At 68.4% G+C, this 21,902-nt stretch carries 19 protein-coding genes and 3 pseudogenes; 12 read left to right on the top strand and 10 right to left on the bottom strand.

Annotated elements, in window-relative coordinates; genetic code table 11:
- Positions 1-584: 584 nt before the first annotated feature.
- The 4 genes from ABZ725_RS50425 to ABZ725_RS50440 all read right to left on the bottom strand — a co-directional run bounded on the left by ABZ725_RS50425 (position 585) and on the right by ABZ725_RS50440 (position 4,391).
- Complete coding sequence (locus ABZ725_RS50425; protein ID WP_358809113.1) at positions 585-1,736, bottom strand: GDSL-type esterase/lipase family protein; 1,152 nt, start codon at positions 1,734-1,736, stop codon at positions 585-587.
- 58 nt (positions 1,737-1,794) lie between these two features.
- Entirely contained in the window at positions 1,795-2,343 is a 549-nt protein-coding gene (locus ABZ725_RS50430; RefSeq protein ID WP_358809114.1) for a YciI family protein, read from the bottom strand.
- A 198-nt stretch (positions 2,344-2,541) separates the two neighbouring features.
- Positions 2,542-3,810 (bottom strand): MFS transporter, encoded by a 1,269-nt coding sequence (locus tag ABZ725_RS50435; protein ID WP_358809115.1) that lies wholly within the window; start codon positions 3,808-3,810, stop codon positions 2,542-2,544.
- A gap of 419 nt (positions 3,811-4,229) precedes the next feature.
- On the bottom strand, positions 4,230-4,391 hold the full coding sequence (locus ABZ725_RS50440; RefSeq protein ID WP_358809116.1) for a hypothetical protein: 162 nt from the start codon (positions 4,389-4,391) through the stop codon (positions 4,230-4,232).
- 95 nt (positions 4,392-4,486) lie between these two features.
- On the opposite strand from ABZ725_RS50440, the gene ABZ725_RS50445 reads away from it, so the two are divergent.
- The 4 genes and pseudogenes from ABZ725_RS50445 (at position 4,487) to ABZ725_RS50460 (ending at position 7,346) form a co-directional block, all read left to right on the top strand.
- Positions 4,487-4,861 (top strand): hypothetical protein, encoded by a 375-nt coding sequence (locus tag ABZ725_RS50445; RefSeq protein WP_358809117.1) that lies wholly within the window; start codon positions 4,487-4,489, stop codon positions 4,859-4,861.
- Between the two features lie 338 nt (positions 4,862-5,199).
- A pseudogene (locus ABZ725_RS50450) lies at positions 5,200-5,427 on the top strand (transposase family protein); the annotation flags it as partial.
- Between the two features lie 550 nt (positions 5,428-5,977).
- Positions 5,978-6,205: a hypothetical protein gene (locus tag ABZ725_RS50455; protein ID WP_358809118.1), complete on the top strand. Its 228-nt coding sequence runs from the start codon at positions 5,978-5,980 to the stop codon at positions 6,203-6,205.
- 370 nt (positions 6,206-6,575) lie between these two features.
- Complete coding sequence (locus tag ABZ725_RS50460) at positions 6,576-7,346, top strand: transposase (RefSeq protein WP_358809119.1); 771 nt, start codon at positions 6,576-6,578, stop codon at positions 7,344-7,346.
- A gap of 53 nt (positions 7,347-7,399) precedes the next feature.
- Here ABZ725_RS50460 and ABZ725_RS50465 read toward each other — a convergent pair whose 3' ends face one another.
- Entirely contained in the window at positions 7,400-7,825 is a 426-nt protein-coding gene (locus tag ABZ725_RS50465; RefSeq protein ID WP_358809128.1) for a helix-turn-helix domain-containing protein, read from the bottom strand.
- 138 nt (positions 7,826-7,963) lie between these two features.
- On the opposite strand from ABZ725_RS50465, the gene ABZ725_RS50470 reads away from it, so the two are divergent.
- Positions 7,964-8,839, top strand: coding sequence for an aldo/keto reductase family oxidoreductase (locus ABZ725_RS50470; protein WP_358809120.1), 876 nt, complete (start codon positions 7,964-7,966; stop codon positions 8,837-8,839).
- A 916-nt stretch (positions 8,840-9,755) separates the two neighbouring features.
- Here ABZ725_RS50470 and arsM read toward each other — a convergent pair.
- A pseudogene (gene arsM, locus ABZ725_RS50475) lies at positions 9,756-10,556 on the bottom strand (arsenite methyltransferase); the annotation flags it as partial.
- A gap of 151 nt (positions 10,557-10,707) precedes the next feature.
- Between arsM and ABZ725_RS50480 the strand changes: the two are divergent.
- The 4 genes and pseudogenes from ABZ725_RS50480 to ABZ725_RS50495 all read left to right on the top strand — a co-directional run.
- Complete coding sequence (locus tag ABZ725_RS50480) at positions 10,708-11,070, top strand: MarR family transcriptional regulator (protein ID WP_358809129.1); 363 nt, start codon at positions 10,708-10,710, stop codon at positions 11,068-11,070.
- Positions 11,067-12,500 (top strand): MFS transporter, encoded by a 1,434-nt coding sequence (locus ABZ725_RS50485; protein ID WP_358809121.1) that lies wholly within the window; start codon positions 11,067-11,069, stop codon positions 12,498-12,500. Before ABZ725_RS50480 ends, ABZ725_RS50485 begins: the two co-directional genes overlap by 4 nt.
- 33 nt (positions 12,501-12,533) lie before the next feature.
- Entirely contained in the window at positions 12,534-12,827 is a 294-nt protein-coding gene (locus tag ABZ725_RS50490; RefSeq protein WP_351311595.1) for a DUF1330 domain-containing protein, read from the top strand.
- A gap of 76 nt (positions 12,828-12,903) precedes the next feature.
- Positions 12,904-13,415: pseudogene (locus tag ABZ725_RS50495) on the top strand (transposase); the annotation flags it as partial.
- A gap of 121 nt (positions 13,416-13,536) precedes the next feature.
- Here ABZ725_RS50495 and ABZ725_RS50500 read toward each other — a convergent pair.
- Positions 13,537-14,274 carry a dienelactone hydrolase family protein gene (locus ABZ725_RS50500; RefSeq protein ID WP_358809122.1) on the bottom strand — a complete coding sequence of 246 codons (738 nt, stop codon included), beginning with the start codon at positions 14,272-14,274 and terminating at the stop codon, positions 13,537-13,539.
- Between the two features lie 249 nt (positions 14,275-14,523).
- Here ABZ725_RS50500 and ABZ725_RS50505 point away from each other — a divergent pair, with 249 nt between their 5' ends.
- Positions 14,524-14,943 (top strand): arsenate reductase ArsC, encoded by a 420-nt coding sequence (locus ABZ725_RS50505; protein ID WP_358809123.1) that lies wholly within the window; start codon positions 14,524-14,526, stop codon positions 14,941-14,943.
- A gap of 36 nt (positions 14,944-14,979) precedes the next feature.
- Here ABZ725_RS50505 and ABZ725_RS50510 read toward each other — a convergent pair whose 3' ends face one another.
- Positions 14,980-16,071, bottom strand: coding sequence for an IS630 family transposase (locus ABZ725_RS50510; protein WP_358809130.1), 1,092 nt, complete (start codon positions 16,069-16,071; stop codon positions 14,980-14,982).
- A gap of 152 nt (positions 16,072-16,223) precedes the next feature.
- Positions 16,224-16,433: a hypothetical protein gene (locus ABZ725_RS50515; RefSeq protein ID WP_358809124.1), complete on the bottom strand. Its 210-nt coding sequence runs from the start codon at positions 16,431-16,433 to the stop codon at positions 16,224-16,226.
- Between the two features lie 124 nt (positions 16,434-16,557).
- Between ABZ725_RS50515 and ABZ725_RS50520 the strand changes: the two genes are divergently transcribed.
- Positions 16,558-19,587: a tetratricopeptide repeat protein gene (locus tag ABZ725_RS50520; RefSeq protein ID WP_358809125.1), complete on the top strand. Its 3,030-nt coding sequence runs from the start codon at positions 16,558-16,560 to the stop codon at positions 19,585-19,587.
- A 309-nt stretch (positions 19,588-19,896) separates the two neighbouring features.
- The gene (locus ABZ725_RS50525; RefSeq protein ID WP_358809126.1) at positions 19,897-20,616 is read left to right on the top strand and encodes a hypothetical protein; all 720 of its coding nucleotides are present in this window, start codon (positions 19,897-19,899) and stop codon (positions 20,614-20,616) included.
- A gap of 737 nt (positions 20,617-21,353) precedes the next feature.
- Here ABZ725_RS50525 and ABZ725_RS50530 read toward each other — a convergent pair.
- Positions 21,354-21,803 (bottom strand): IS30 family transposase, encoded by a 450-nt coding sequence (locus ABZ725_RS50530; protein ID WP_358809127.1) that lies wholly within the window; start codon positions 21,801-21,803, stop codon positions 21,354-21,356.
- Between the last annotated feature and the right edge of the window lie 99 nt (positions 21,804-21,902).

The following is a 21,902-nucleotide window of genomic DNA, read 5'->3' on the forward strand; positions in this document are numbered from 1 at the left end:
GATGCCCAGCAGCCTGACACGCCAGCACGTGATCACGCTACGGTGAAGCGCTCATCGGTCACCGCCCGGCCGGCGACACGGCGCGTGTGAAGAGCGGTTCCAGGGAACGGCGCCCCACACCTTGATCACGACACGAAAACCAGCGATTGCACTCTCCGTGACCGAACACCGTAGACAGCAGAGCCGATATCTACGCCATCACGCCAACCCGCGCCGCCGAGACCCTCGTTGCCCACCGACCGGCCGAACGGCAATTCCAGGCCCGCGCACAGCTCCTGGCCGACGAGTTGCTCCGGTACGCGTAGAGGCGCCGGTAAGAACACTGCCAGTGCGCCACGAAGCGCCGGGTCTGTTCGGCCCGGGCGGCCGTCTTGCGGTGGCCGGGGGGCTTGGTGCGCCCCGGCGGCGGGAACTCGACGTCCCAGATCGGCAGCCGTCCGAAGGCCCGGCTGATCAGGTGGCGGGACTCAAGGACCAGCAGCCGGTCCCCGGGAAGGCGGATCACGGGCCACCGCCGGAGGGGCTCGAAGGACCATTCGTCGATGAAGCTCCACCCCTGGTGCAGGGTGTGGAGCCCAGCTCACTCAGCGGAAGGGACCGTCGGTCGCGAAGGCGTGGGCTGCGAAGCGCTTGCCCATGCGCCGGTATGCGGCGGCGGTGGGGTGAAGGCCGTCGGCCAGGTCATCTGCCTCGTCCGGGCCGAGCAGCTCGCGTCCGTCGAGATAGTGGAGGCGGGCATCGGACGCCTGTCGTGCCGCAGCTATCCGGGCCAGCTCGGCACGGACCACCGCCAGCGACAATGCCCCGCCGGCCACATCGGCCGGGTCGCCCAGGGCGGCGAGCCTGCCGTCCGGGCCGGTCGCGGTCGGACCGGGGGCCTCCTCCAGGGCCGGACAGCTCACCGGAGAGATCAACAGCAGCGGGGTGTCCGGGTGTCCCTCTCGGATCGTGTCCAGGAATCCGTGTACCGCCGGGCCGAACGTCCGCAGCCGGAAGGCGGACAGGCTCACGATGTTGATGCCCACCTTGAGGCTGATCAGGTCGGCGGGCGTATCGCGGATCGTCCGGGCGACATAGGGATCCAGCAGCGCGTTGCCCGCCTGGCTGAGGTTGATCACCTCCACTGCTGCGAGCGCAGCTGCCACCACCGGCCAGGTTCCGGTCGGGCCGTCAGCCCCGATGCAGTGGCTGATGGAACTGCCGTGGTGCACCCAGCGGCGCCGCCCGTCCGGCAGCGGTGCCAGCACGTCGCCGTCAGCGCGCAGTGCCACCAGTTCCGTCGGGGTCTGCTGCGGCAGCCACAGCTCGACGTCCTTCATGCCGGCCGGCAGCCCGGCGAACCGTACGGTTGCCGGCTCGCCCGGGATGAGTCGCTGTACGGCTCCGGGGCCCGCCATCCGCAGCACGTTGCCCACCGGCGCCTGCTGACGCCCGGCCAGGGCGCCGTCCACCAGCAACTCCAGCATCCCGGTCGGGCGAGGGCGGGAGTCGCAGTCGAGCTGGCCGGTGGAGGTGAGTACCTCAAACTCCAATGCGTGCGCATCGGTGCGGAACACCAGCCGCACCCCCGACGGCATCACGCTCACCCCGTAGACCGACGGGTCCTGGTACTGCTCCTTGGTCCACGCGGGCAACCGGCGCGGCATCACCCCCGCCTGTGTGGTCTCCAGGTCCAGCGCGCCCCGCAACTCCACCGGCCCGCCCACCAGTGGAACCGCCCGCAGCGCCACCCTCACCGCTCCTGTCCCAGGTCAATGTGGTCCGCAGACGACATCAACCCGGCGCCTTCGTTGCTCATCGACGCCCGCCGAACTCCCAGTCGTGGACCTCGACGTCCGCGTACCGGTCCACTGTCAGGACGGCTCGTGCCGTGTCCGGATCCGGGGCTGTGAGCAGCACCGCCGTACCCAGCCAGGTGTCGCCGTCGTCGGACAGCAGCGGCCCGTACGCGACCAGATCGTCCCCATCGAGCGGCAGGGCAAGGTCGGCGGCCGGGCCCTCGCCCAGGCCGAGCACCAGGTACCGGCTGCCACCGGTCGGGCCGCCGGGGAAATCCCACATGGTGCGCCCCAGCACGTTGCGCCACCGGCGCAGCAGCACGTCCCGGTACGCGCCGGCCTGGTAGTTGGGCTCGTCGAAGGCGAACGCGCGGGCGGCGGCGGGATCGGGCAGGTCGACGATGTGCACGCTGCCGGTGGGTGTTTCACCGTCATCGGCGAAGGTCGGGCCGCGAGCGATCAGCTCCTTGGCGTACCGGTCCATGTAGGACCAGTGCTCCTCCAGCAACTCCTCGCGTAACGCGAGGGAGCCGGGCCGATCACGGTGATAGCAGAAGAACTCCATGACCACAGACCCTTCCCCATCAAGGGCACCAACTCAACTGGCTTTCGGCGACGCTGACCCCGCGCCCCGAACCAGGCAGCATTCCGCCATCCCGTTCGGCGCTGATCGTCGCGATGACAGCTCCGTCGCCGACTGGGAGCGGCCCTCAACGAGCAGCGCCCCTGCCATCGGGCAGGGCGTTGCGCGAGACGGTCTGTTTCAGGATGCCTTCTGGTCGGCGGGCTTCTCTATCTCGGGGGCCACCCGTGCCCCTCGGAAGAGCACCGGGAGCCACAGCAGACATGCCAGCAGAGGGACCGCGGCGTAGGTGGCCATGCCCACACTGGAGCCCAGCCCGTCCATGAGCGCGCCGAGGACGAGATAGCCGATGCCGATGAGCGCCGACTCCACGAATGCGATCATCGACAGCAGGCTCGCCCGGTGGCGCGACGGCACTGCCTCGTTGAACACGTTGTCCACGATCACGGCGGTGATCTCGGGAATCCCGACCAGGACCAGGAACGCGGCGATGGTGACCCGGACAAGGCCGAGGCCGCTCAGGCCGAGTGCCGCGGCGAGCGTCAGGAGGGACACCGGGACGATGACCCGATACCCGATGCGCCGGTCCGCGCGGTCCGACAGCAATGGAGTGAGCCCGCCGGCGAAGAATCCCGCCGCTATGACCACGCTGACCCATGCGGTGCCCGCTCCCTGATCGGAGAGGGTCTTCTGCGTAAAGATGATGTACGGCGTCAAAGTCGCATGCATCAATCCGGACACCACGACAAGCGTCACGAGCGCCGGCGTGGCGACCCGAAGCATCGCCCGCCATGCTGTGGCGTCGCCATGCTCCTCGGCCCCGTCCTGCTCGTCCACCGCGTCCGCGCCGCGGATCTCGGGCACCCCTGACATCAGCACCACCACGGCCAGAACGAGGCACGCCGCCGAACCGACGTAGACGACTCCCCAGGAAATCTCCTGCAGTTGGCCGCCGAGGACGATGGCGGCTCCCGAAGTGACCGTCCCGAGCGTGGTGAACCGGGACTTGATCTTGACGTACTTGGCCGTTGCACCACGACGCACGAGCAGGTCGTACAGCAGGGCGGTGTCCGAACCGGACACACACGCCATGCCCACGCCCTGCCCGATGAACAGCGCCAGGAACACCCAGTAGTTGGAGAACGCCACCTGACCGAGCAGACATCCAGCTATCAGCACCTGGCCGATCACGATGCTGGCACGCCTGCCGATTCGATCGGCGATGACTCCCGTCGGCAACTCCGCAAGTCCGCTGACCAGGTAGAGCAGCGTCTGCAGCAGGGCCACTTGCCCGACGGAGAAGCCGCGCTGATAAAGGAAGAGGACGAATACGCCGCGCTGGAACAGCGTGTTGGCGAGCACGGCGTATACGTAGAACGAGCGCGTGACACTTCGTGCTGCATCGTCGACTGCAGCCGACCCGCCAAGGGCCTGCGTGGTGCCGGTCATGCTGCGGGCTCCCCCTGGTGACTCCGGCGATCATTGGTGCTGGGCCTCCGCCGCCGACCGGAACCTCCAGTCCATACTTCGCACAGGATATCGGGCCGGCCATCCGGGAACCGTTGCCAGCGCCGGACACACCCATCGCAGTCCGCCCGCCACCATGCTGAACAGCAGCACAGCCGCCACTACGAACAACACGCCCTGCACCACCAAGCCGGTGTCCATGACCGCGCGGAGCGGCGAACAGACCGTCCGGCCGTCGACCCCGCCCCCGCAGGAGGGCACCCCCAGGCCGCTGACCAAGTCGAAGGAGCAGCGACACCGCGGAGCCTTCCAGGACGACGCCGCCACCGCATCGGTGACCACGCACCGATCCGCGGCAACGATCAGCGCGACGACTGCCGCATTCCGCGCGAGCGGCCCGATCACGACAGGATCGACCGGAAGAACTCAAGCAGGACAACGCGCTGCCGCTCGACCGAATCCTCAGGACAGACGGTTCCGACGGCGCCGACCCAGCGGTCGGCCGGCAAGCCGAACGGCTCGATCAACTGCGGCGCGATGACCTGCATATCGGTGAACCTCATGTGCCCCAGCGCCTTCAGGGCACGGCGGATCGCCTGGGTCCCTTCTGGTGTCTCCAGAACAGGCCCCACGTCGGGTCGTAACAGGTGAAGGGCGAGTGCTCCACGGTCTTGCCCGGCTCGACCTCCTGCCTGCCATACAGGAAGACCGGGCGGTCAAGGCCGCGTTCCGCGACTTTCCCGAGGCCGGTGAAGAGATGGCCGTGCATGTTCACACCCGCGTCGATCCGCTGATCGTCCAGCATGGCCTCAGCGACGGTGAAGCCGCCAAAGGACTAGCCGAACATGCCGACCTTGTCGAGATTCCACCCGCGCCTTCCCAGGCCGTCGAGGACGAACCGGGCATCGCCGAGGCACGCTTCGGCCGCCTTGCCCAGCCGGCCCCTGGAGATCTCAACGGGATTCTCGACCCGTCCGCCCGGAAACTCCACGGCGGCCTCAAAGCCCTCCCTCTCAACTGCCACTGGAAGTAATCTTCAGTGAGAAAACCTCAATGAGCTCCGAGGCGTTGCTGCCGAGGGCCTGGTTTATGAACGTCGACCACTCAGAAGCTGTCCTAGGTTTTAGGCGCGGGCATCAGCCGATGGGGCAGGACCGTCCGGCGGCCGAAGCCCGAGGTGAGTAACGGATCGGCGTATGACATTTGAGAAGTCTGCCGCCCTCGTTGCGTTGACGCGCAAAGCACAGACGGGGAGCGTGCCCCGATCGCAGTGACCTCGGGGTGACGCCGTCTCTGCACCGCCGCCGCTGACAGAAGTACCGATACCGGGCTACGCACGTCGCTGTGTTGGCCGGGTGGCTGTGCCGCTGGTATCCGGACACCGGGCTCCTCATGCCTCACCGCCGCACTCCGGGCGAGGAGTTGTCCGACTGGAAGCGGGAACACAACCGCTCGCACAAACAGGTCCGCGCCCGTGTCGAGCACGCCTTCGCCCGCATGAAGACCTGGAAGATCCTCCGCGACTGTCGCCTACATGGCGACGGCGTTCATCACGCCATGCTCGGCATCGCCCGCCTGCACAACCTCAACCTTGCCGGACAGACACCGGGCCCGACTGCAGCCGGCCCCACCCCGAACACCTCAAAGATCATTTACGGGACAGCCCTTATATACGCGGCTTCGCCCATGAGCCCAGATAGCAATGACGGCGAGCCCTGGCCGGGGGGTGATCGACGAGGTCCCTGAGCTGTTCAAGCCCTTTGTCGAGGAGCCGGCGCTCACTGACGAGGACGGCGTGCCCGTCACGACGGCCCGCTTGTGGCGGGAAGCGACGGATGATCGGTGGCACCACGGGACGATCGGCTTCCCTGCGGGCGCTGTCGATCCCGCCGCAGATTCCGACGCCCGGGCTCGCGGTGACAAACGGCCATGACGGCCATATCGACGTATTGGGCAAATCTGCTTCTTCCACCAGGTCGTCATTACCGTCCAGGCGAGCGTGCGCGCAAAACCCGGGCACAGAACGAGGCGATATCGAAGCAACCATTCTGCGATGGTCGCCGTCTCCACAGCACGACAGTGGTGTCGTGATCCTCACGGCTTTGCGGTGGCGTCAACCGCCCGCTGTCCTACCCAATGGGGAGAAAAATTGAAGAACATACGTCGCGTTCTGACTGTTTCCGCTGCAGGCGCCATCGCCGCTTCGTCTCTGGCGCTGGGAGCCGGTTCGGCCTCCGCCGCCACCGCCAAGCCTCGCCTCTTCAGCAGCGCCGTCGCCTGTCAGACCGCGGGCAACACCTGGGCACAGCAGGGGAAGATCACGGGCTTCCGATGTGCCCAGACCAAGGACAACGCGTGGGCCCTCTACACCTGGTAGACCCTGCCCGGTAAGGGGAGGGGGCGCGGACGCACCCCCTCCCCTTCATCAGGAAGGCGGCACCGGACCGCTCGCCGCATTCGTGAAACATCCGGATGCATCCGGCTACATCCACTATGCGAATATCTCGGCGCCTCGCGAATGACGGCATGTGACCCCGCTCGCCCATCCGCCGGGAATTACGGGACAGCCAGAGGGCACGCCGAGCCTGCTGGCGTTCAACAAGGCGTCGACCGGCTGACCATCTCCCCACAGAAGGCCTCGGCACTCAAGGCCAGGCACAGTTCAGCCTGCAGAGCCGAGACGGGAGAACTCCGTCGTCGCTAAGGGTTGTCCCGTAACTGCTGGTCACGGGTGAGATGATCTTGATGTGGCTGGTGTGATCACGGCGTCGGAGCCGTCCTGGACAGCCCCGTTTACGGGGCTGAGTCCGCGTCAGTTCGGCAAGCTGATCACAGCGTTGCGGCGCGAGGGCGCGGACCCGGTGCGCAAGGGCCCGCCCTGGAGCCTGCCGCTGGAGGACCGGGTCCTGCTGGTCGCCGCGTACTGGCGGACCAATCTCACGCTGCGGCAGTTGGCGCCGTTGTTCGGGGTGTCCAAGTCCGCCGCCGACCGCATCATCGACCACCTCGGGCCGCAGCTCGCCCTCCAGCAGCGCAAGCGGTTCCGCAAGGACACCGTCCTGATCGTGGACGGCACTCTGGTCCCCACCCGCGACCACACCATCGCCGAGCAGTCGAAGAACTACCGCTACTCCACCAACCACCAGGTCGTCATCGACGCCGACACCCGGCTTGTCGTCGCCGTCGGCCGCCCGCTGCCCGGCAATCGCAACGACTGCAAGGCGTGGGAACTGTCCGGCGCGAAAGCCACCGTCGGCAAGACCACGGTGATCGCGGACGGCGGCTACCGGGGCACCGGCCTCGCCATCCCGCACCGCCGCGAACCCGGCCAGACAAAACTCCCGGCCTGGAAAGAGGAACACAACACCTCCCACCGCAAGGTCCGCGCCCGCGTCGAGCACGCCTTCGCCCGCATGAAGACCTGGAAGATCCTCCGCGACTGCCGCCTGAAGGGCGACGGCGTCCACCACGCCATGCTCGGCATCGCCCGCCTGCACAACCTCACTCTCGCCGGGTGACGAAGAAACGAGCAGGTCATCCAGCACGTCGGAGATCATTTACGGGACAGCCCTTAGCAAGCTCGTGCGTCGTGCTTCTCGCGGTTGGCGAGGACTTGGTCCATGTGGGTCTGCGCCCACTGACGGAGCCCACGCGTCATGTGGTGGAGTGAGAGGCCGAGGTCAGTCAGCTCGTAGGTAACGGTGACGGGGACCGTCGGCGTCACAGTGCGGGTGAGCAAGCCGTCGCGTTCGAGGGCTCGTAGGGTCTGAGTCAGCATCTTCTGGCTGACGCCGGCCAGTAGCCGGGCAAGCTCCGAGTAGCGCATCGCCTTTGGGGCGTGCGACGCGCCGGACTGGTCGGACGCGTCACCGCCCAGCGCGCACAGGATCAGGACGACCCACTTGTCCGAGATCCGGTCGAGAAGCTGACGACTGGGGCATATCGCTAGAAACGCGTTGTACTCCGCCTTGGCCTGCGCCTTCTTGTCGGCCTTCATCGTCGTCACCGAGGTCGCCTCTCACTCTCTGGGTGGTTACGCACTTCATAGTGCCTACTTCCAGTAAGGAAGTAACTCCCCAACACTGATGCAAGGGGTCGGAGACACCACCCCTGGCAAGAAGCGAAAGGCACTGGGATGAACACGCCCTCCACATCATCTCTTCCGGGCGGAATCTGGACGCTGGGTGACTCGACCGTCACCCGGTTCGGATACGGCGCGATGCAGCTCGCCGGCCCGTGGGTCATGGGTCCGCCCGCCGACCACGACGGCGCCCTGGCCGTCCTGCGCGAGGCAGTCAGTCTCGGGATCACCCACATCGACACCAGCGACGCCTACGGACCACGCATCACGAATGAGCTGATCCGCGAAGCACTGCACCCGTACCCGGAGTCGCTGTTCATCGCCACCAAAGTGGGCGCGACCCGCGACGCACAGGGCGGCTGGCCCACGGCCCGGCGCCCCGAGGACCTGCACAAGCAGGTCCACGAGAACCTCGAATCCCTCGGCGTCGAGGCTCTCGACCTGGTCAACATGCGCATGGGCGATGCTCAGGGCCCCCAGCCCGGCTCGATCACCGAAGCATTCGAGACGCTTGTCGACCTCCAACGGGAGGGCCTGATCCAACACCTCGGCGTCAGCAATGTCACGCCGGAGCAGGTCGCCGAGGCACGCGGTATCGCCCCGATCGTGTGCGTGCAGAACATGTACAACCTCGCCCACCGCCATGACGACGATCTCGTAGACCGCCTCGCCGCCGATGGCATCGCCTATGTGCCGTTCTTCCCCTTGGGAGGCTTCACGCCGCTACAGTCCGAGGCCCTTTCGAAGGTCGCGAGCCGGCTGGGGACGACGCCGATGTCGGTCGCGCTGGCCTGGCTGATGCAACGCTCGCCGAACATCCTGCTCATCCCCGGTACGTCGTCCACCGCCCACCTGCGCGAAAACATCGCAGGCGCCGGACTCTCTCTTTCCGACGAGAATCTGGCCGAACTGGACAGCATCGGCCACTGAGTAACACACAGGTCACCGACCGGGACCAGGCTGTTCCTTCCACTCGGACTATCAGGTGCCTGGACCTCGTCGTAGGTCAGAGGCCGACGTCGGGGATCGCCTTCATACTCCACCGAGTGCGGGACAGAGTTGCCCTCGTGAAAGATCACCTGCGGTGACAGGCCGAACCGTTCCTGGCAGGTCTCGACCCACCCATACCGGCGGTCCAGCAGGTACTCCACGAACAGCTCGATCACCACCTCGTACGACCGAGCCGTAGACAACTGGATCGGCTTGGTCCCGCTGCGAAGGCGGACGATGAACGCCTCGCCATCGGCGGGAGGCCATTGCCACGGGTACAACCCCGTGAACTCCTCGAACCGTTGGATCAGACGCAGCCGGGGCTGGATCGTCGAAGCCTGGAGAAACCGCGCGCACTGCCGCCGAGCCCAGCCCTCCTTCATTGCAGAGGAAACCGCTGGCTCCGGGTTCAGAAGGACAACGTTCGGAGCCAGGGCAAGACGCACCGAACCGGGTGCCTCAGCGACCATGCCCGCCGTTGCATCAAACGCATCATTGTTGTGTCCATACCGATCGACGCTGGTCAGTCGCGCAAGGGCGCTCCAGATATTCCCGCATCAGGGTCTCTGATCAGCCAGGACGTTCGTACCGAGGCTCTACGAACTGTTGCAACCAATGCAATTCATTCTATTTCTTACCTTTTTTCAGATCTGCCCTGCTTTGTGTGCTTAGTTGGTCGGCTTACAGACGATGCCCTCGACGCCGTGCTTGTTCGCGCGGTGGGTGGGTCCCGCGCTGGTCGCGTCTCTTTGAGTTGGATCAGCGCGGGATCCGATGTCCCGTTGAGGAGGGCGTTCGTGTCGCTCTCAGGGGCTGCGGGAGGCCACCCTGAGGTGGGTGTCGAACCGGCGTGCTGTCAGCCGCAGTTGCAGCCGGATGCGCTCTTGACCTCGGCGACCGTGCTGTTCGGGTCGTCGGCCTGTTCAGCGGGAGTGCAGCAGGAGTCGCTGCCCGTGCTCGCCTCAGCCTTGTTGCTGGTGGTGGGCTTCGTGGCGCGGACGATGGCGGAGTGCATGCCGTCGGCGACCGCGTGGGTGGGGCTGAGTTCGATGTTGGTGAACCCGACGGCTTCGAGGCCCTGGCGGTACTCGGCGAGGGAGAGGGCCCCGGCGATACAGCCGACGTAGTCGCCGCGCTCGGCACGCTGATCGGGGATGAGGGTGTCGTCGGCGACGACGTCGGAGATTCCGATCCGGCCGCCGGGCTTGAGGACCCGGATCATCTCGGCGAAGACGGCGGGCTTGTCGGTGGACAGGTTGATGACGCAGTTGGAGATGACGACGTCGATGGTGTTCGCGGGCAGCGGGATGGCCTCGATGGTGCCCTTGAGGAACTCGGCGTTGGTAGCGCCGGCCTTCTGCTGATTCTCGAGCGCGAGGGCGAGGGCGAGCATCTCCTCGGTCATGTCGAGCCCGTACGCCTTGCCGGTGGGGCCGACGCGGCGAGCGGAAAGCAGTACGTCGATGCCGCCGCCGGAGCCGAGGTCCAGGACGCGTTCGCCTTCGTGGAGGTCGGCCACCGCGGTCGGGTTGCCGCAGCCGAGGGAGGCGGCGAGGGCCTCAGCGGGCAGGGTGTCGCGCTCGTCTTCGGCGTACAGGGTGGAGCCGAAGTTGTCGTCGATCTCGATGGCCTCGGGTCCGCAACAGGCGTTGCCGCCCGCGCCAGTCGACCATTTCCATAACCTATGAATATAAAAACGCTATGCTTCGAGCATGAGTCGTCAAGACACCGCTCCTGGCGCGTCCGCCGCCATCGGGGCAGCCCTCTACGGCCTGGCCACCAGGGCCGCGAGACGCCTGCCCCGGGACATGAGCCTGACGTCCGCCGCCACCCTGGCCACCCTGGACCGGACCGGCCCGCGGCGCATCACCGATCTGGCCGCGGTCGAGGGCGTCACCCAGCCCGCGATGACCACCCTGGTCCGGGTGATGGAGGAGTCCGGCCTGGTCGAGCGGCAGGGCGACGCGTCCGACAAGCGGGTCACGCTGGTGTGCCTGACCGAGGCCGGCGCCTCCTATGTCCGGACGCGGCGCCAGGCGGGCGTCCACGCGTTCGAGCGGTTGATCGGCGAGCTCACCGGCGACGAGGTCGAGGCGCTGGTGGCGGCCCTTCCGGCGCTGAAGCATCTGGCAGAGCTCGAAAGCCAGGACCGCGAAGGGCCGAAGCAGTGACCGGGCAGCCGGCCGGCGGGGTCGCGGTGAAGGCGTTCCCGGTGGCGCGTTCCGAGGCGCGGCTGCTGGTCCCCGCCCTGATGTTCATCGCTCTGGTCGTGGCGGCGGTCGCCAGCCTCGGGACGCCGCTCATCACCAGCGTGGCGACCTCGTTCCACGTCTCGCTCGGCAGCGCGCAGTGGACGCTGACCGTCGCGCTGCTCAGCGGCGCCGTCGCCACGCCGGTCCTGGGCCGGCTCGGAGCCGGCCCGCACCGGCGGGCCACGATCCTCGCCACGCTGGCGGTCGTCGTCGCCGGCAGCGCGCTCACCGTGCTGCCGCTGCCGTTCGCGTGGCTGCTGGCCGGCAGGGCGGCCCAGGGCGTCGGGCTCGGGCTGACGGCGCTGATGATGGGCGTGGCCCGGGACCACCTCCCCGAGGAGCGCAGCCCGGCCGTGATCGCCCTGATCTCGGTGGTCTCGATCATCGGGGCCGGCGTCGGCTACCCGCTGGCCGCACTGCTCGCCGAGCTCGGCGGGGTACGGGCCGCCTACGGCCTCGGCCTGGTCGTCACCGCCGCCGCCCTCCTGACCGCGTGGCGCTCCATGCCCGAAGCCCCCGAAGGCCGCTCCGCCCACGTGGACGTGGCAGGCGCGGTCGTCCTGGCCGCTGCGCTGCTCCTGGTGCTGTTCCTCGCCGGCGAACGGAATCTGTGGAGCCGGCACCTCGCCGTGGCGGCGGGCCTCGCCGTCGTCGCGGTGGTGCTGCTCTGCGTCTGGGCCGTCATCGAGTTGCGCAGCACGACGCCCCTGGTCGATGTGCGGGCGGTGCGGCACCCGGCGGTCGCCGGGGCGAACCTCGCCATGTTCGTCGGCGGGATCGGCATGTACCTCCTGCTCACGCTCATCACCCGCTACGCGCAGACGCCGCACGGCGCCGGCTACGGCTTCGGACTGACGACCTTCGTCGCCGGGCTGGTCCTCATCCCGTTCTCGGTGCTGGGGTTCGTCGCCGGCAAGCTCACGCCGCGGGTCCGGACGCGGATCGCCGACCCCCTGCTCCTGGCCGGCAGCGCCGTCGTGGTCGGCGGCGGGTTCGCCCTGTTCGCGGCGGCCCGGTCGAACCTGGCCGAACTGTTCGCGGCGATGGGCGTGCTCGGCTTCGGCGTCGGCGGCTTCTCGGCCGCGATGCCCGGCGTCATCCTGGCCGTCACCCCCAAGAGCGAGACGTCGAGCGCCATGAGCTTCAACTACGTCGTCCGCAGCGTCGGGTACTCCCTGGGCAGCGCCATCGGCGGCCTGATCCTCGCCGCGGGCACCGGCCCCGGCCACCTCTTCCCCGACGACAGCGCCTACACCACCGCGGCGCTGGCCGGCATCGGCGCCATGGCGATCACGACGCTGACAAGCCTCGCTCTCGCCCGCCGACGCTCGTCCGAGACCAACTCGTAAGTCAGATGCACTCATCCCCACACTGGAGGTTCCATGCCCAAGGGCTACTGGGTCAGCGCCTACCGCACCATTTCAGACCCTGAGAAGCTGGCTGCCTACAACAAGCTGGCCGCTCCGGCCGTCAAGGCCGGGGGCGGTCGGGTCCTCGTCCGTGGCGGTCGGGTCGTGGCGCATGACGCCGGAATCGCGGAGCGCACCGTCCTGATCGAGTTCGACAGCTTCGAGCAGGCCGTCGCGGCGCACGAGAGTGCGGCCTACCAGGAGGCGCTGGTCGCCCTCTCCGACGGCGTCGAGCGCGACTTCCGCATCGTCGAAGGCATCGACTGACCGAGGTCCAGTCGGATCTTCATTGAAGATCCACCATCTTGGTTTTCGCTGGTGCGGCTGCTGGTGTGGCGGGGTTCGGATCCGTCGCACGATGGGCACGTCACCGAACCCGGTGGCGGCGGTGATCGACTCCCAGTCCGTCAAGGTCGCCGCCACCGTCCCGCGCTCCACGTCCGGATACGACGCCGGAAAAAGACGCCGGGCCGGAAGAGGCACATAATCGTGGACCTCAAAGGACTCCCGCTGTTCGTGATGGTCACTCCGGCCGACATGCACGACAGCGTCGCCACCCGTGAAGCCTTCTTCCGGCTCCGGCTGATGCACCCCGAAATCACCATCGTCTGGGCCGACTTGGCCTACGCGGGCACCCTCGTGGCCTGGGCCAAGTCCTTCCTCCACCTGACGATCAAGACCGTGAGCAGGCCCAAGGGCGCCAAGGGCTTCGTGATCCTGTCGAGGCGTTGGGTGGTAGAGAGGTCACTGGCTTGGTTGTCGCATGCGCGTCGGAACGTGCGCGACTACGAGACCCGGCCTGAGCACTCCGAGGCGGTGCTTACCCTCGCCTCGATCACGCTTATGACCCGCAGGCCCACCCGGCCCGCCGTCCAGCCCGACGCATCCATGCCCCGATCTGCCGAACCCGTCCACGCTGCTTGAGGCGTCCCAGGCATGACGCCGACCACGCCTGGTGCCAGCATGTTCGCCTGGGTCATGCCCCCAGATCCTCCGTCACGGGCAGGCACTCGGTGAGCAGGTCGACGACGTCGCGCCAGGCTCGCTGCGCGTGCCGCGGGTGGTAGCCGACGCCGGGGACAACGGGGTGGTCGACCGGCGGGTGGTGGAAGGCGTGCAATGCGCCGCCGTAGACCGCGAGGCGCCAGTCGACGCCCGCGGCCTGCATCTCAGCGGTGAACGCGTTTCGTTGCGCGGGCGGCATGATCGGGTCTTCCGACCCGACCCCGGCCCACACCGGGCAGCGAATGCGCGCTGCCTCGCCCGGTCGGCCCGTGGTCAGTGCGTTGACTGTACCGATCGCGCGCAGGTTGACGCCGTCGCGCCCGAGTTCCAGCCCGACGGCGCCCCCGGTGCCGTAGCCGACGGCGGCGATCCGGTCGGAATCGGTCCGCGGTTCGGTGCGCAACACGTCGAGCGCTGCATGGCCGATTCCCCGCATCCGGTCGGGATCAGCGAGCAGTGGCATGCAACGGGCCAGCATCTCCTCGGGGTCGCTCAAATAGCGCCCGCCGTGGAGGTCGAAGGCCAGCGCTATGTATCCCAACTCGGCGAGAGCATCGGCCCGGCGGCGCTCGACGTCGCTGAGCCCCGTGCCCTCTGGTCCGAGCAGCACCGCGGGCCGGCGGTCGACACCGGCCGGGAGCGCGAGGTGCCCGATCATCGTCAGACCATCGGCCGGGTACTCGACCGTACGCGTCGTAATCGTCGTCATGAGACTGGACTGTAGTGATCGTCGAGCCCGGTCCGGCCGCTGTTCTGCCGTTGGCAGAGCAGCGCGGGTGTCCCCCTGAAATACGGCGAGGGCTCACAAGAACCGTCACAAACCTCGTCCCCACGGCAGCTATCCATCCCGTTGCCCCTTTGACCCGTATCTCGGTCAGACCTCTCACCGGTTTGAAGATGGGTTCTCAACCCGCCCCGGTGACCGGCCAGTCGGCTGCCCTCGAAGAAGGAACCGCTCGTGTGTGAAACCGTCTCCGGCAAGCCGTCCGTGCTGTTCGTGTGCGTGCACAACGCCGCACGCTCCCAGATGGCCGCCGCCTTCCTCACGCACCTGTCCGCCGGCCGGGTGGAGGTCCGCTCGGCCGGGTCCGCCCCGGCCGAGACCGTGAACCCGGCGGTCATCGAGGCGATGGCCGAGGCCGGGATCGATCTGTCCGCCGAGGTGCCCAAGGTGCTGACCATCGAGGCGGTCCAGGCGTCCGACGTGGTGATCACGATGGGGTGCGGGGATGCCTGCCCGGTCTTCCCGGGCAAGCAGTATCGGGACTGGAAGCTCGACGACCCGGCTGGTCAGGGCGTCGAGGCGGTCCGCTCGATCTGGGACGAGATCGAGGCGCGCGTCCGCACTCTGCTCGCCGATCTCCTTCCCGTGCAGTGACGCCTCGCCGGTACGTCGGCTGCAGGAGCCGATGGTCTAGTGACCTGAGTCGGAGATTCTCTGGCAGTAGGCGGCGACTTTGTCGAGGATCTCGTCGGCGGTCTTCGTCCAGACGAAAGGTCCGGGGTGTTCGTTCCAGTCGGCGAGCCAGGCTCGCATGTCGCGCTCGAGGGCCTGGACGGAGCGGTGGACACCGCGGCGGAGCTTCTTCGAGGTCAGCTCGCCGAACCATCGCTCCACCAGGTTGAGCCACGATGAGCCGGTGGGCGTGAAGTGCAGGTGGAAGCGGGCATGTGCCAGCAGCCACTTTTTGACGGCAGGCGTCTTGTGGGTGGCGTGGTTGTCCAGGATCAGATGCACGTCCAGGTCTGCGGGCACTTCCTTGTCGATCCTGGTGAGGAACCTCTTGAACTCGGCGGCCCGGTGCCTGCGATGGATCGAGCCGATCACCTTGCCGGTGGCCACTTCCAGAGCCGCGAACAGGGTGGTGGTGCCGGCGCGGACGTAGTCGTGGCTGCGGCGATCGGGGACGCCTGGCATTGTCGGCAGCACCGGCTGCGAACGGTCCAGGGCCTGGATCTGCGACTTCTCGTCCACAGACAGCACCAGGGCCTTCTCCGGCGGGTCGAGGTAGAGGCCGACGACATCGCGGACTTTGTCGATGAACAGCGGGTCTGTGGACAGCTTGAACGTCTCGCAGCGGTGCGGGGCCAGGGCGAAGGCACGCCAGATCCTTGAGACGGCCGACTGGGACATCCCGGTCGCCGCTGCCGTCGACCGGGTCGACCAGTGTGTGGCGTTCGCCGGTTTCTCCTCCAACGTCTTGACGATGACCCGTTCTACGTCGGCGTCGGTGATCTTCCTGGAGACACCCGGTCTGGGATCGTCGGACAGGCCGTCCAGAGCGCGGTCGAGAAAGCGCCGTCGCCAGGTGCGGACCGTGTCCGGAGCGACCTTGAGCCGTCGCGACACCTCCATGATCGAGTGTCCCTGGGCGCACTCCAGCACGATCCGCAACCGCAAGGCCAGAGCCTGAGCCGTCGAGCGGCGGCGCACCCACCCTTCAAGCACAGCCCGCTGGGCATCCGTTACCGACAATGGCGGGATCTTCGGTCCACGACGTTCCACCAAACCAACGACGAACCTCTGACTCAGGTCACTAGATAGCAGAGACCTCACGATCGACACGCTCGTCCTGGCCGGGCTTCCCCGGCATCCACCGACCGACGGTCGTCGCCCTCCACACTCCTTGCCTGCCGAGGGACAAGACATCGGTCGATTCACTGCGCCGTGAGAACGAAAGTCAGCACTGCCAGCGACAGGGTGGCACTGCCCGCGAAGGCCAGGGCACCCCGTAGCAGGGCAGTGGCGTAGGTGGCTCCGTCGATCCGGGCAAGCAGACCGGCCGCTGCTCCTACGAGAGTGCAGAAGAGCGCGACGACTGCCAGGAGCAGGACCAGAAGCATCAAGTGGGTGGATGAGGTGTTCATGGCTTCTTCCCGGAACGTTCGACGACGGTGACTCCGGGGAATTTCGCGGTTTCCGTGTTCACCGGGGTTCAGCCTGAACAAGGATGAACGAAGACGGTCGCCCCGGGGGATGGAGAAGCCGGACATGGGGGACGTGCACGAGGATCCGTTGGCTGAACTCGCGCTGCGGCTGCGCACCCTCAGGGCGCAGCGGGGTCTACAGATGGGCGGGGTGCAGCAGCGAACCGGGCTGGGACGGACAACGCTCAGCCAGGCGCTGAACGGCCAAGTGGTGCCCTCCGAAGCCACGCTGGTGGCCCTGGCGAAGGCACTGGGTACGGATATTGAGCCGCTGCTGGCCCTACGCCACGCCGCCGCGCGCACACGGCAGTTGGGCGAGGAGCCTCCAAGGAGGGTTGTTCGCAGGTCGGGGCAGCCGGCGGTGCAGCCTTCGTTCGAGGAGCGGTACCTCGTCGACCGGGACGACCAAGGCACGATGACCACCCACGTCACGGTGCTCCCGCCGACCGCGATCCGCTCGGCTGCCGACACCGAGGCTCGCGGCGAATCCCACCTGCGCCCCCCGAAGACGACCTTCACCGGCCGGGCGGTGGAGGTGGCCGCGATCCGGACCGAGCTGCTCCGGCTCGCCGGTGGCGTCCACATCCCGGTCGTGGTGGTGCATGGCCTGGGCGGCGTCGGCAAGACCGAGCTGGCCGTGCAGTACGCCCAGACCCACCGACACACCTACGATCTGGCCTGGTGGATCGACGCCGCCGTCCCCGGGGCCATCGACGCGGCCCTCGCCAACATCGCGGTCCGGCTGAGTCCGTTCTGGGTCGGCACCCGGCCGTCCGAGCGCGCGCTCACCGCCTGGGCCCTGTCCTGGCTCCAGCGGCACGACAACTGGCTGCTGGTCTATAACAACGTCGAGGACCCGAACCTGCTCTGGCAGCACCTGGGCGACCTCGGGCGCGGGCACCATCTGATCACCAGCCGCCACGCCACCGGGTGGAACCGCCGGGTGGCGTTGATCGGCCTGGACGTCCTGCCGCGCACCGACTCCGTCGCGCTACTCAACGCCTGGGAGCCCTTCAGCTCCCTGGAGGAGAAGTGGCATGCAGGCCAACTGGCGAAGGAGCTGGGCGACTTGCCACTGGCCCTGGAACAGGCCGCCGCCTACATGGCCCAGACCGTGACCAGCATCCAGTTCTACCGCGACAGCCTCGCCGAGCAGTTGGACGAGGCCGCCCAGGACCACTCCGGCGAGGAGCAGACGGTGGCCCGGGTCTGGAAGCTCACCCTCGCCACGCTGGACGAGACCGACCCGCTGGCCGTCGAGCTGCTCCACGTCCTGGCCTGGCTTGACCCCGACGGCTGCCCCCGGCCCCTGCTGGCCCCGCTCGCCCCTGGCAAGCTCCGGGTGGTCAGTGCCCTGGGGTGGCTGAACGCCTTCAGCATGGTCACCCTCACCCACGAGACGGTCTCCGTTCACCGCCTGGTACAGACCGTGGTGCGCGACGGGGCGGTCCGGCGGGCCGGTCGCGTCGCGGCCGAGGGCAGCGCCCCTCCGCCGCCACGCGGCCGGCCCCAGGCCGAGCGCGTCCTGCTCGAAGCCGTGTATCCCGACGGGAGCGACGCCGCCCCGGACCAGGCCCAACTCGCCCTACTCGCACCGCATGTGATCGCCCTCTCCGGCACCGACCCTGGGGCCTACCGCCCGGACCTGGCCAGGCTCTTCGCCGAGACCGCGCTGCACCTGCGCGGCCAGGGCCAGACCGTCCGGGCCCTACCAGTCCTCCGGGCGTACTCGCGGCAGGTCGTGGCGGGTTTCGGCCCCGACCACCGGACCGCCCTGATCGGCCGCAACGCGCTCGCCTCCGCCCTAACGGCGGCCGGCGAGCTCGGCGACGCGGTCGATGTCCTGGAGGAACTCCGCGAGCGGAGCATCCGGGTGCTCGGCCCGGGCGACCTTTCCGCCCTGAACATCCGGGCCAACCTTGCCTCCGCCTACCACGACAGCGGCCGATTCGATTCCGCCGTGGAGGAGTTCATCGATGCCACCGCCGTCGCCGCCGAGCACCTGGGCCCGGAGCACGCCCGGACCCTGACCCTGCGCAACGGCCTGGCCCGGGCGTACGAGGACAGCGGCCGGTACGAGCAGGCGATCGAGACCTACGAGGACCTGCTCCGCCACGAGGAGCGCCTGGTCCGCTGGGAGCCCGACTCGACCCCGCTGACACCGAACGCGGCCCGGGTGCGGAACAACCTCGCCGGGGCGTACGAGAGCGTCGGCCGGTACGAGGAGTCGGTCGCGCACTACCGTGCGGCACTCGCCGAGCTGACCGGCCTCCTCGGGCCCGGGCACCCGACCACCGTGGACTGCCTCGGCAACCTGGGCTACGCCCTGGAGTCGGCCGGTCGGCTCGACGAGGCGTCCGGCATCTACCGGGACGTGCTGGAGCGGCGGGTGACGACCCTGGGCGAGGACCACCCCGACACCCTGCTGAGCCAGAGCAACCTCGCCTACCTGCACCTAACGAAGGGTGAGGTCGACACCGGGCTGCAGCTGTGCCGCCGGACGCTGGTCCAACGCGAGCAGATCCTGGGCCGGACCCACGTCGACACTCTGCTGAGCCGGAACATGCTGGCCGCGGCCCACGAGTCCGCCGGGGAGCTGGAGCGGGCGGCCGACCTGTTCGAGACCACCCTCGGGCAGCGCCGGGAGGTCCTCGGGAGCGAGCACCCCGCGACCCTGCTCACCCTGGCCAACCTGGCGGTCTGCCGCCTCCGGCTGGGGGACGCCGCGGCGGCTGTCCCGCTGCTCGAGGAGGCGCTCACCCGCCAGCAGCGGCTCTCCGGGCCGAAAAGCCCCGATGCCCTGCGCCACCTCCACAACTTGGCCGCCGCCTGCCGGGAGGCCGGAGACCTCGACCGGGCCCGGGAGCTGTTCACCACCGCGCTGGACCGGCGCACCCAGGTGCTGGGCGCGAACCACTTCGAGACCCTCACCACGCTCAGCGGCCTGGCCCGGCTGCACCAGGCCGACGGGGACCTGGACCGCGCCATCCCCTTCTACGAGGCTGCGATCGCCGGTCTCACCAAGGCGCTCGGCCCCGACCACCCCACCACCCGGGCCGTCTCCGGCCACCTCGCTGAGGCCCGCACCCCCTGACCGCCGCGCCCTGGGCCCCGCCGACCGTCATCGGCGGGGCCCAGGCCGGCTCACCGCCGACCGGCGGCATCGCGGCAGCTCCCCTCCTGCAGGCCAGCAGGCGAGGCAGCCGCGTACCCCGTCGGCCACCCGTCCCGATCCGGGAGGCAGCCCCTACTAGGGCGCGTATCGAGAGGCCGGCGTCATGGCCAACTGACCTTACTGAGCTTCTAGTTGTGATTGACAGCCCTGCCTATCTGACGCAAGAACCACTCGGCTGGTCTGGTTGGGAGACTCAGTCGGAATGTGACGATCTAAGGAGTACAAGGCATGGCAGCAGATGCCCCCGACGGACTGGTTCCGGCAGCAGCCGCACGTGGGCGGCAGGCCCTCGACCGCCTCGATCAGGCGATCAACGCCCAGCGCCCACTGGCGCGCAGGAGCATCGCCCGGGCCCGCCGGCGGAACACGGAGGCGACACCAGCACAGGTCATCCGCGACCTGGAGTGGAAGTACATCAGGGACTTCGCCGGGAGAGGGGCCGTAGTCGGAGCCGTTGCGGCCGCGCCCGGCTTCAGCACGGGATCTGCGTCGGCAGGCGAGGCCCTCTCATCTCTTCAGCTGAGGACCCTCTTCGCGCTCTCGATCGCCGAAATCCACGGAGTCCCCGACGACGAGGACGAGGGCCTGCGATTGATCGTCGGCGGAATCGTGCTTGACGGGATCGGCTCCGCCGCGATTCCCAGGATCGCCGCACGTACCGGAACACACTGGGGACGTCAGGCGGTCGCCAGGGTTTCTGTCGCGACGCTGCATCAGATCAACGGGGTCGTGGGGAGGAACTTCTTCACGAAATACGGGACCAAGGAGGGAATCGTTGTGCTCGGCCAAGTAGCACCGCTCGGTTTCGGCGCCGCGATTGGCGGTGGTGCCAACGCCGCCCTCGCCGCTCTGCACGTGCGGGCCGCTCGCCGCGCATTCGGCCCGCCCCCGACGTCGTGGCCATCGCCGACGTGCACGCCGCTCACGTCCGAGGACTCGCTTGGCTGATCCTCGGTGCGCTTGAAGTGTGCCGTGCGCACCGCCCGCTGGCGCGTCGTACGCAGTGTTGGCCGGCCCGGGAGCTCAGTCATCGTCCGGAGCGGTCCCCACCCAGGCCACGGGCTGCCCTTCGGAGTTGGTCGGCGGTGTGGGGTACGTCTCGCCCTACCCCTTCAGGCAGGCTCACGTCCGGCGGGTGTCAGGCGCCAGGCTGGTCCGCCTCTGTCGGGCCGCAGTGCAATAGGCCGTGATCCGGACGCCTCCCGCAGCCATGGAGAACTGCCCGGCCAGGTCCGCGCCATGGAAGTCATCGATGCCGTCGCGGACGCGTTCCGAGAGACTCAGCGCGCCAACGTCACCTCCCCCCGGGCGCGTGATGCAGAGGCACCGCAACGGCCCCGGCTTCCCTACGTCACCTGAGCACCGGAGTAGCCCCCTGACCTGTGGGTCTGTGCAGCTCAGACTGTGCGTTCTCCGGCGCTCGGTGGCGGCTCAACGACCCGCCCGTGCTCCCAGGCCGTGAGCACGCGTTCGCGCCCCTCGGTCTCCTCGGCGAGCCGGCGGTGGTTTCGTCGGCCACTCCCCAGTGACCCCGGGCCGTCGACCTCGAACTGAAGCCGGGCCAGGCACTTCGTCTCCATCGTGCGTTCCTCTGGCTTCATCGACGGACGCGGCGTCCGGCGGGGGTAGCGGGCAGCACCGCGTCGGTACCGAAGCGACGGCGGGCTCGGTCTGCGGCGGCGAGCTCAAGCGGTCAGCGCATCACCGCTGTTCAGAAGGTCAGCGTAGACCTCTGCCGGAGTGCGGTAGCCGTGGGTCTTGCGCGGACGGTGGTTGAGTTCGTGGGCGATGGCGTCCAGGTCGGCCTGGCTGAACGTGCGGAGGTCCGCGCCCTTGGGGAGGTACTGCCGAAGGAGCCGGTTGATGTTCTCGTTGGTGCCGCGCTGCCACGGGCTCCGCGGCTTACAGAGGTAGACCGGCATCCCTGTCCCGACGGTGATGGTCTGGTGCTCGGCCATCTCCCGGCCCCAGTCCCAGGTGAGCGTCCGCCGCAGTCGGGGCGGGATGCCGAGGAGACTCCGGGTGAGGTGCGAAGTGACCTGCCCAGCCTTGATGCCGTCCGGCAGCGCGACGATGGCCGTGTAGCGGCTGGTGCGCTCGACGAGCGTGGCGACCGCCGAGGGCCGGGTGCCCATCACGAGTCGGGTAGCGGGGACGCATTACTGCGTCCCCGCCCCCTCAGAACCGTGCAAGCAGCTTTCACCGCACACGGCTCAAGCAAGCCCCAAAGGCTC

The organism is Streptomyces sp. NPDC006872 (assembly GCF_040635845.1).
In the GTDB taxonomy this organism is placed as follows: domain Bacteria; phylum Actinomycetota; class Actinomycetes; order Streptomycetales; family Streptomycetaceae; genus Streptomyces.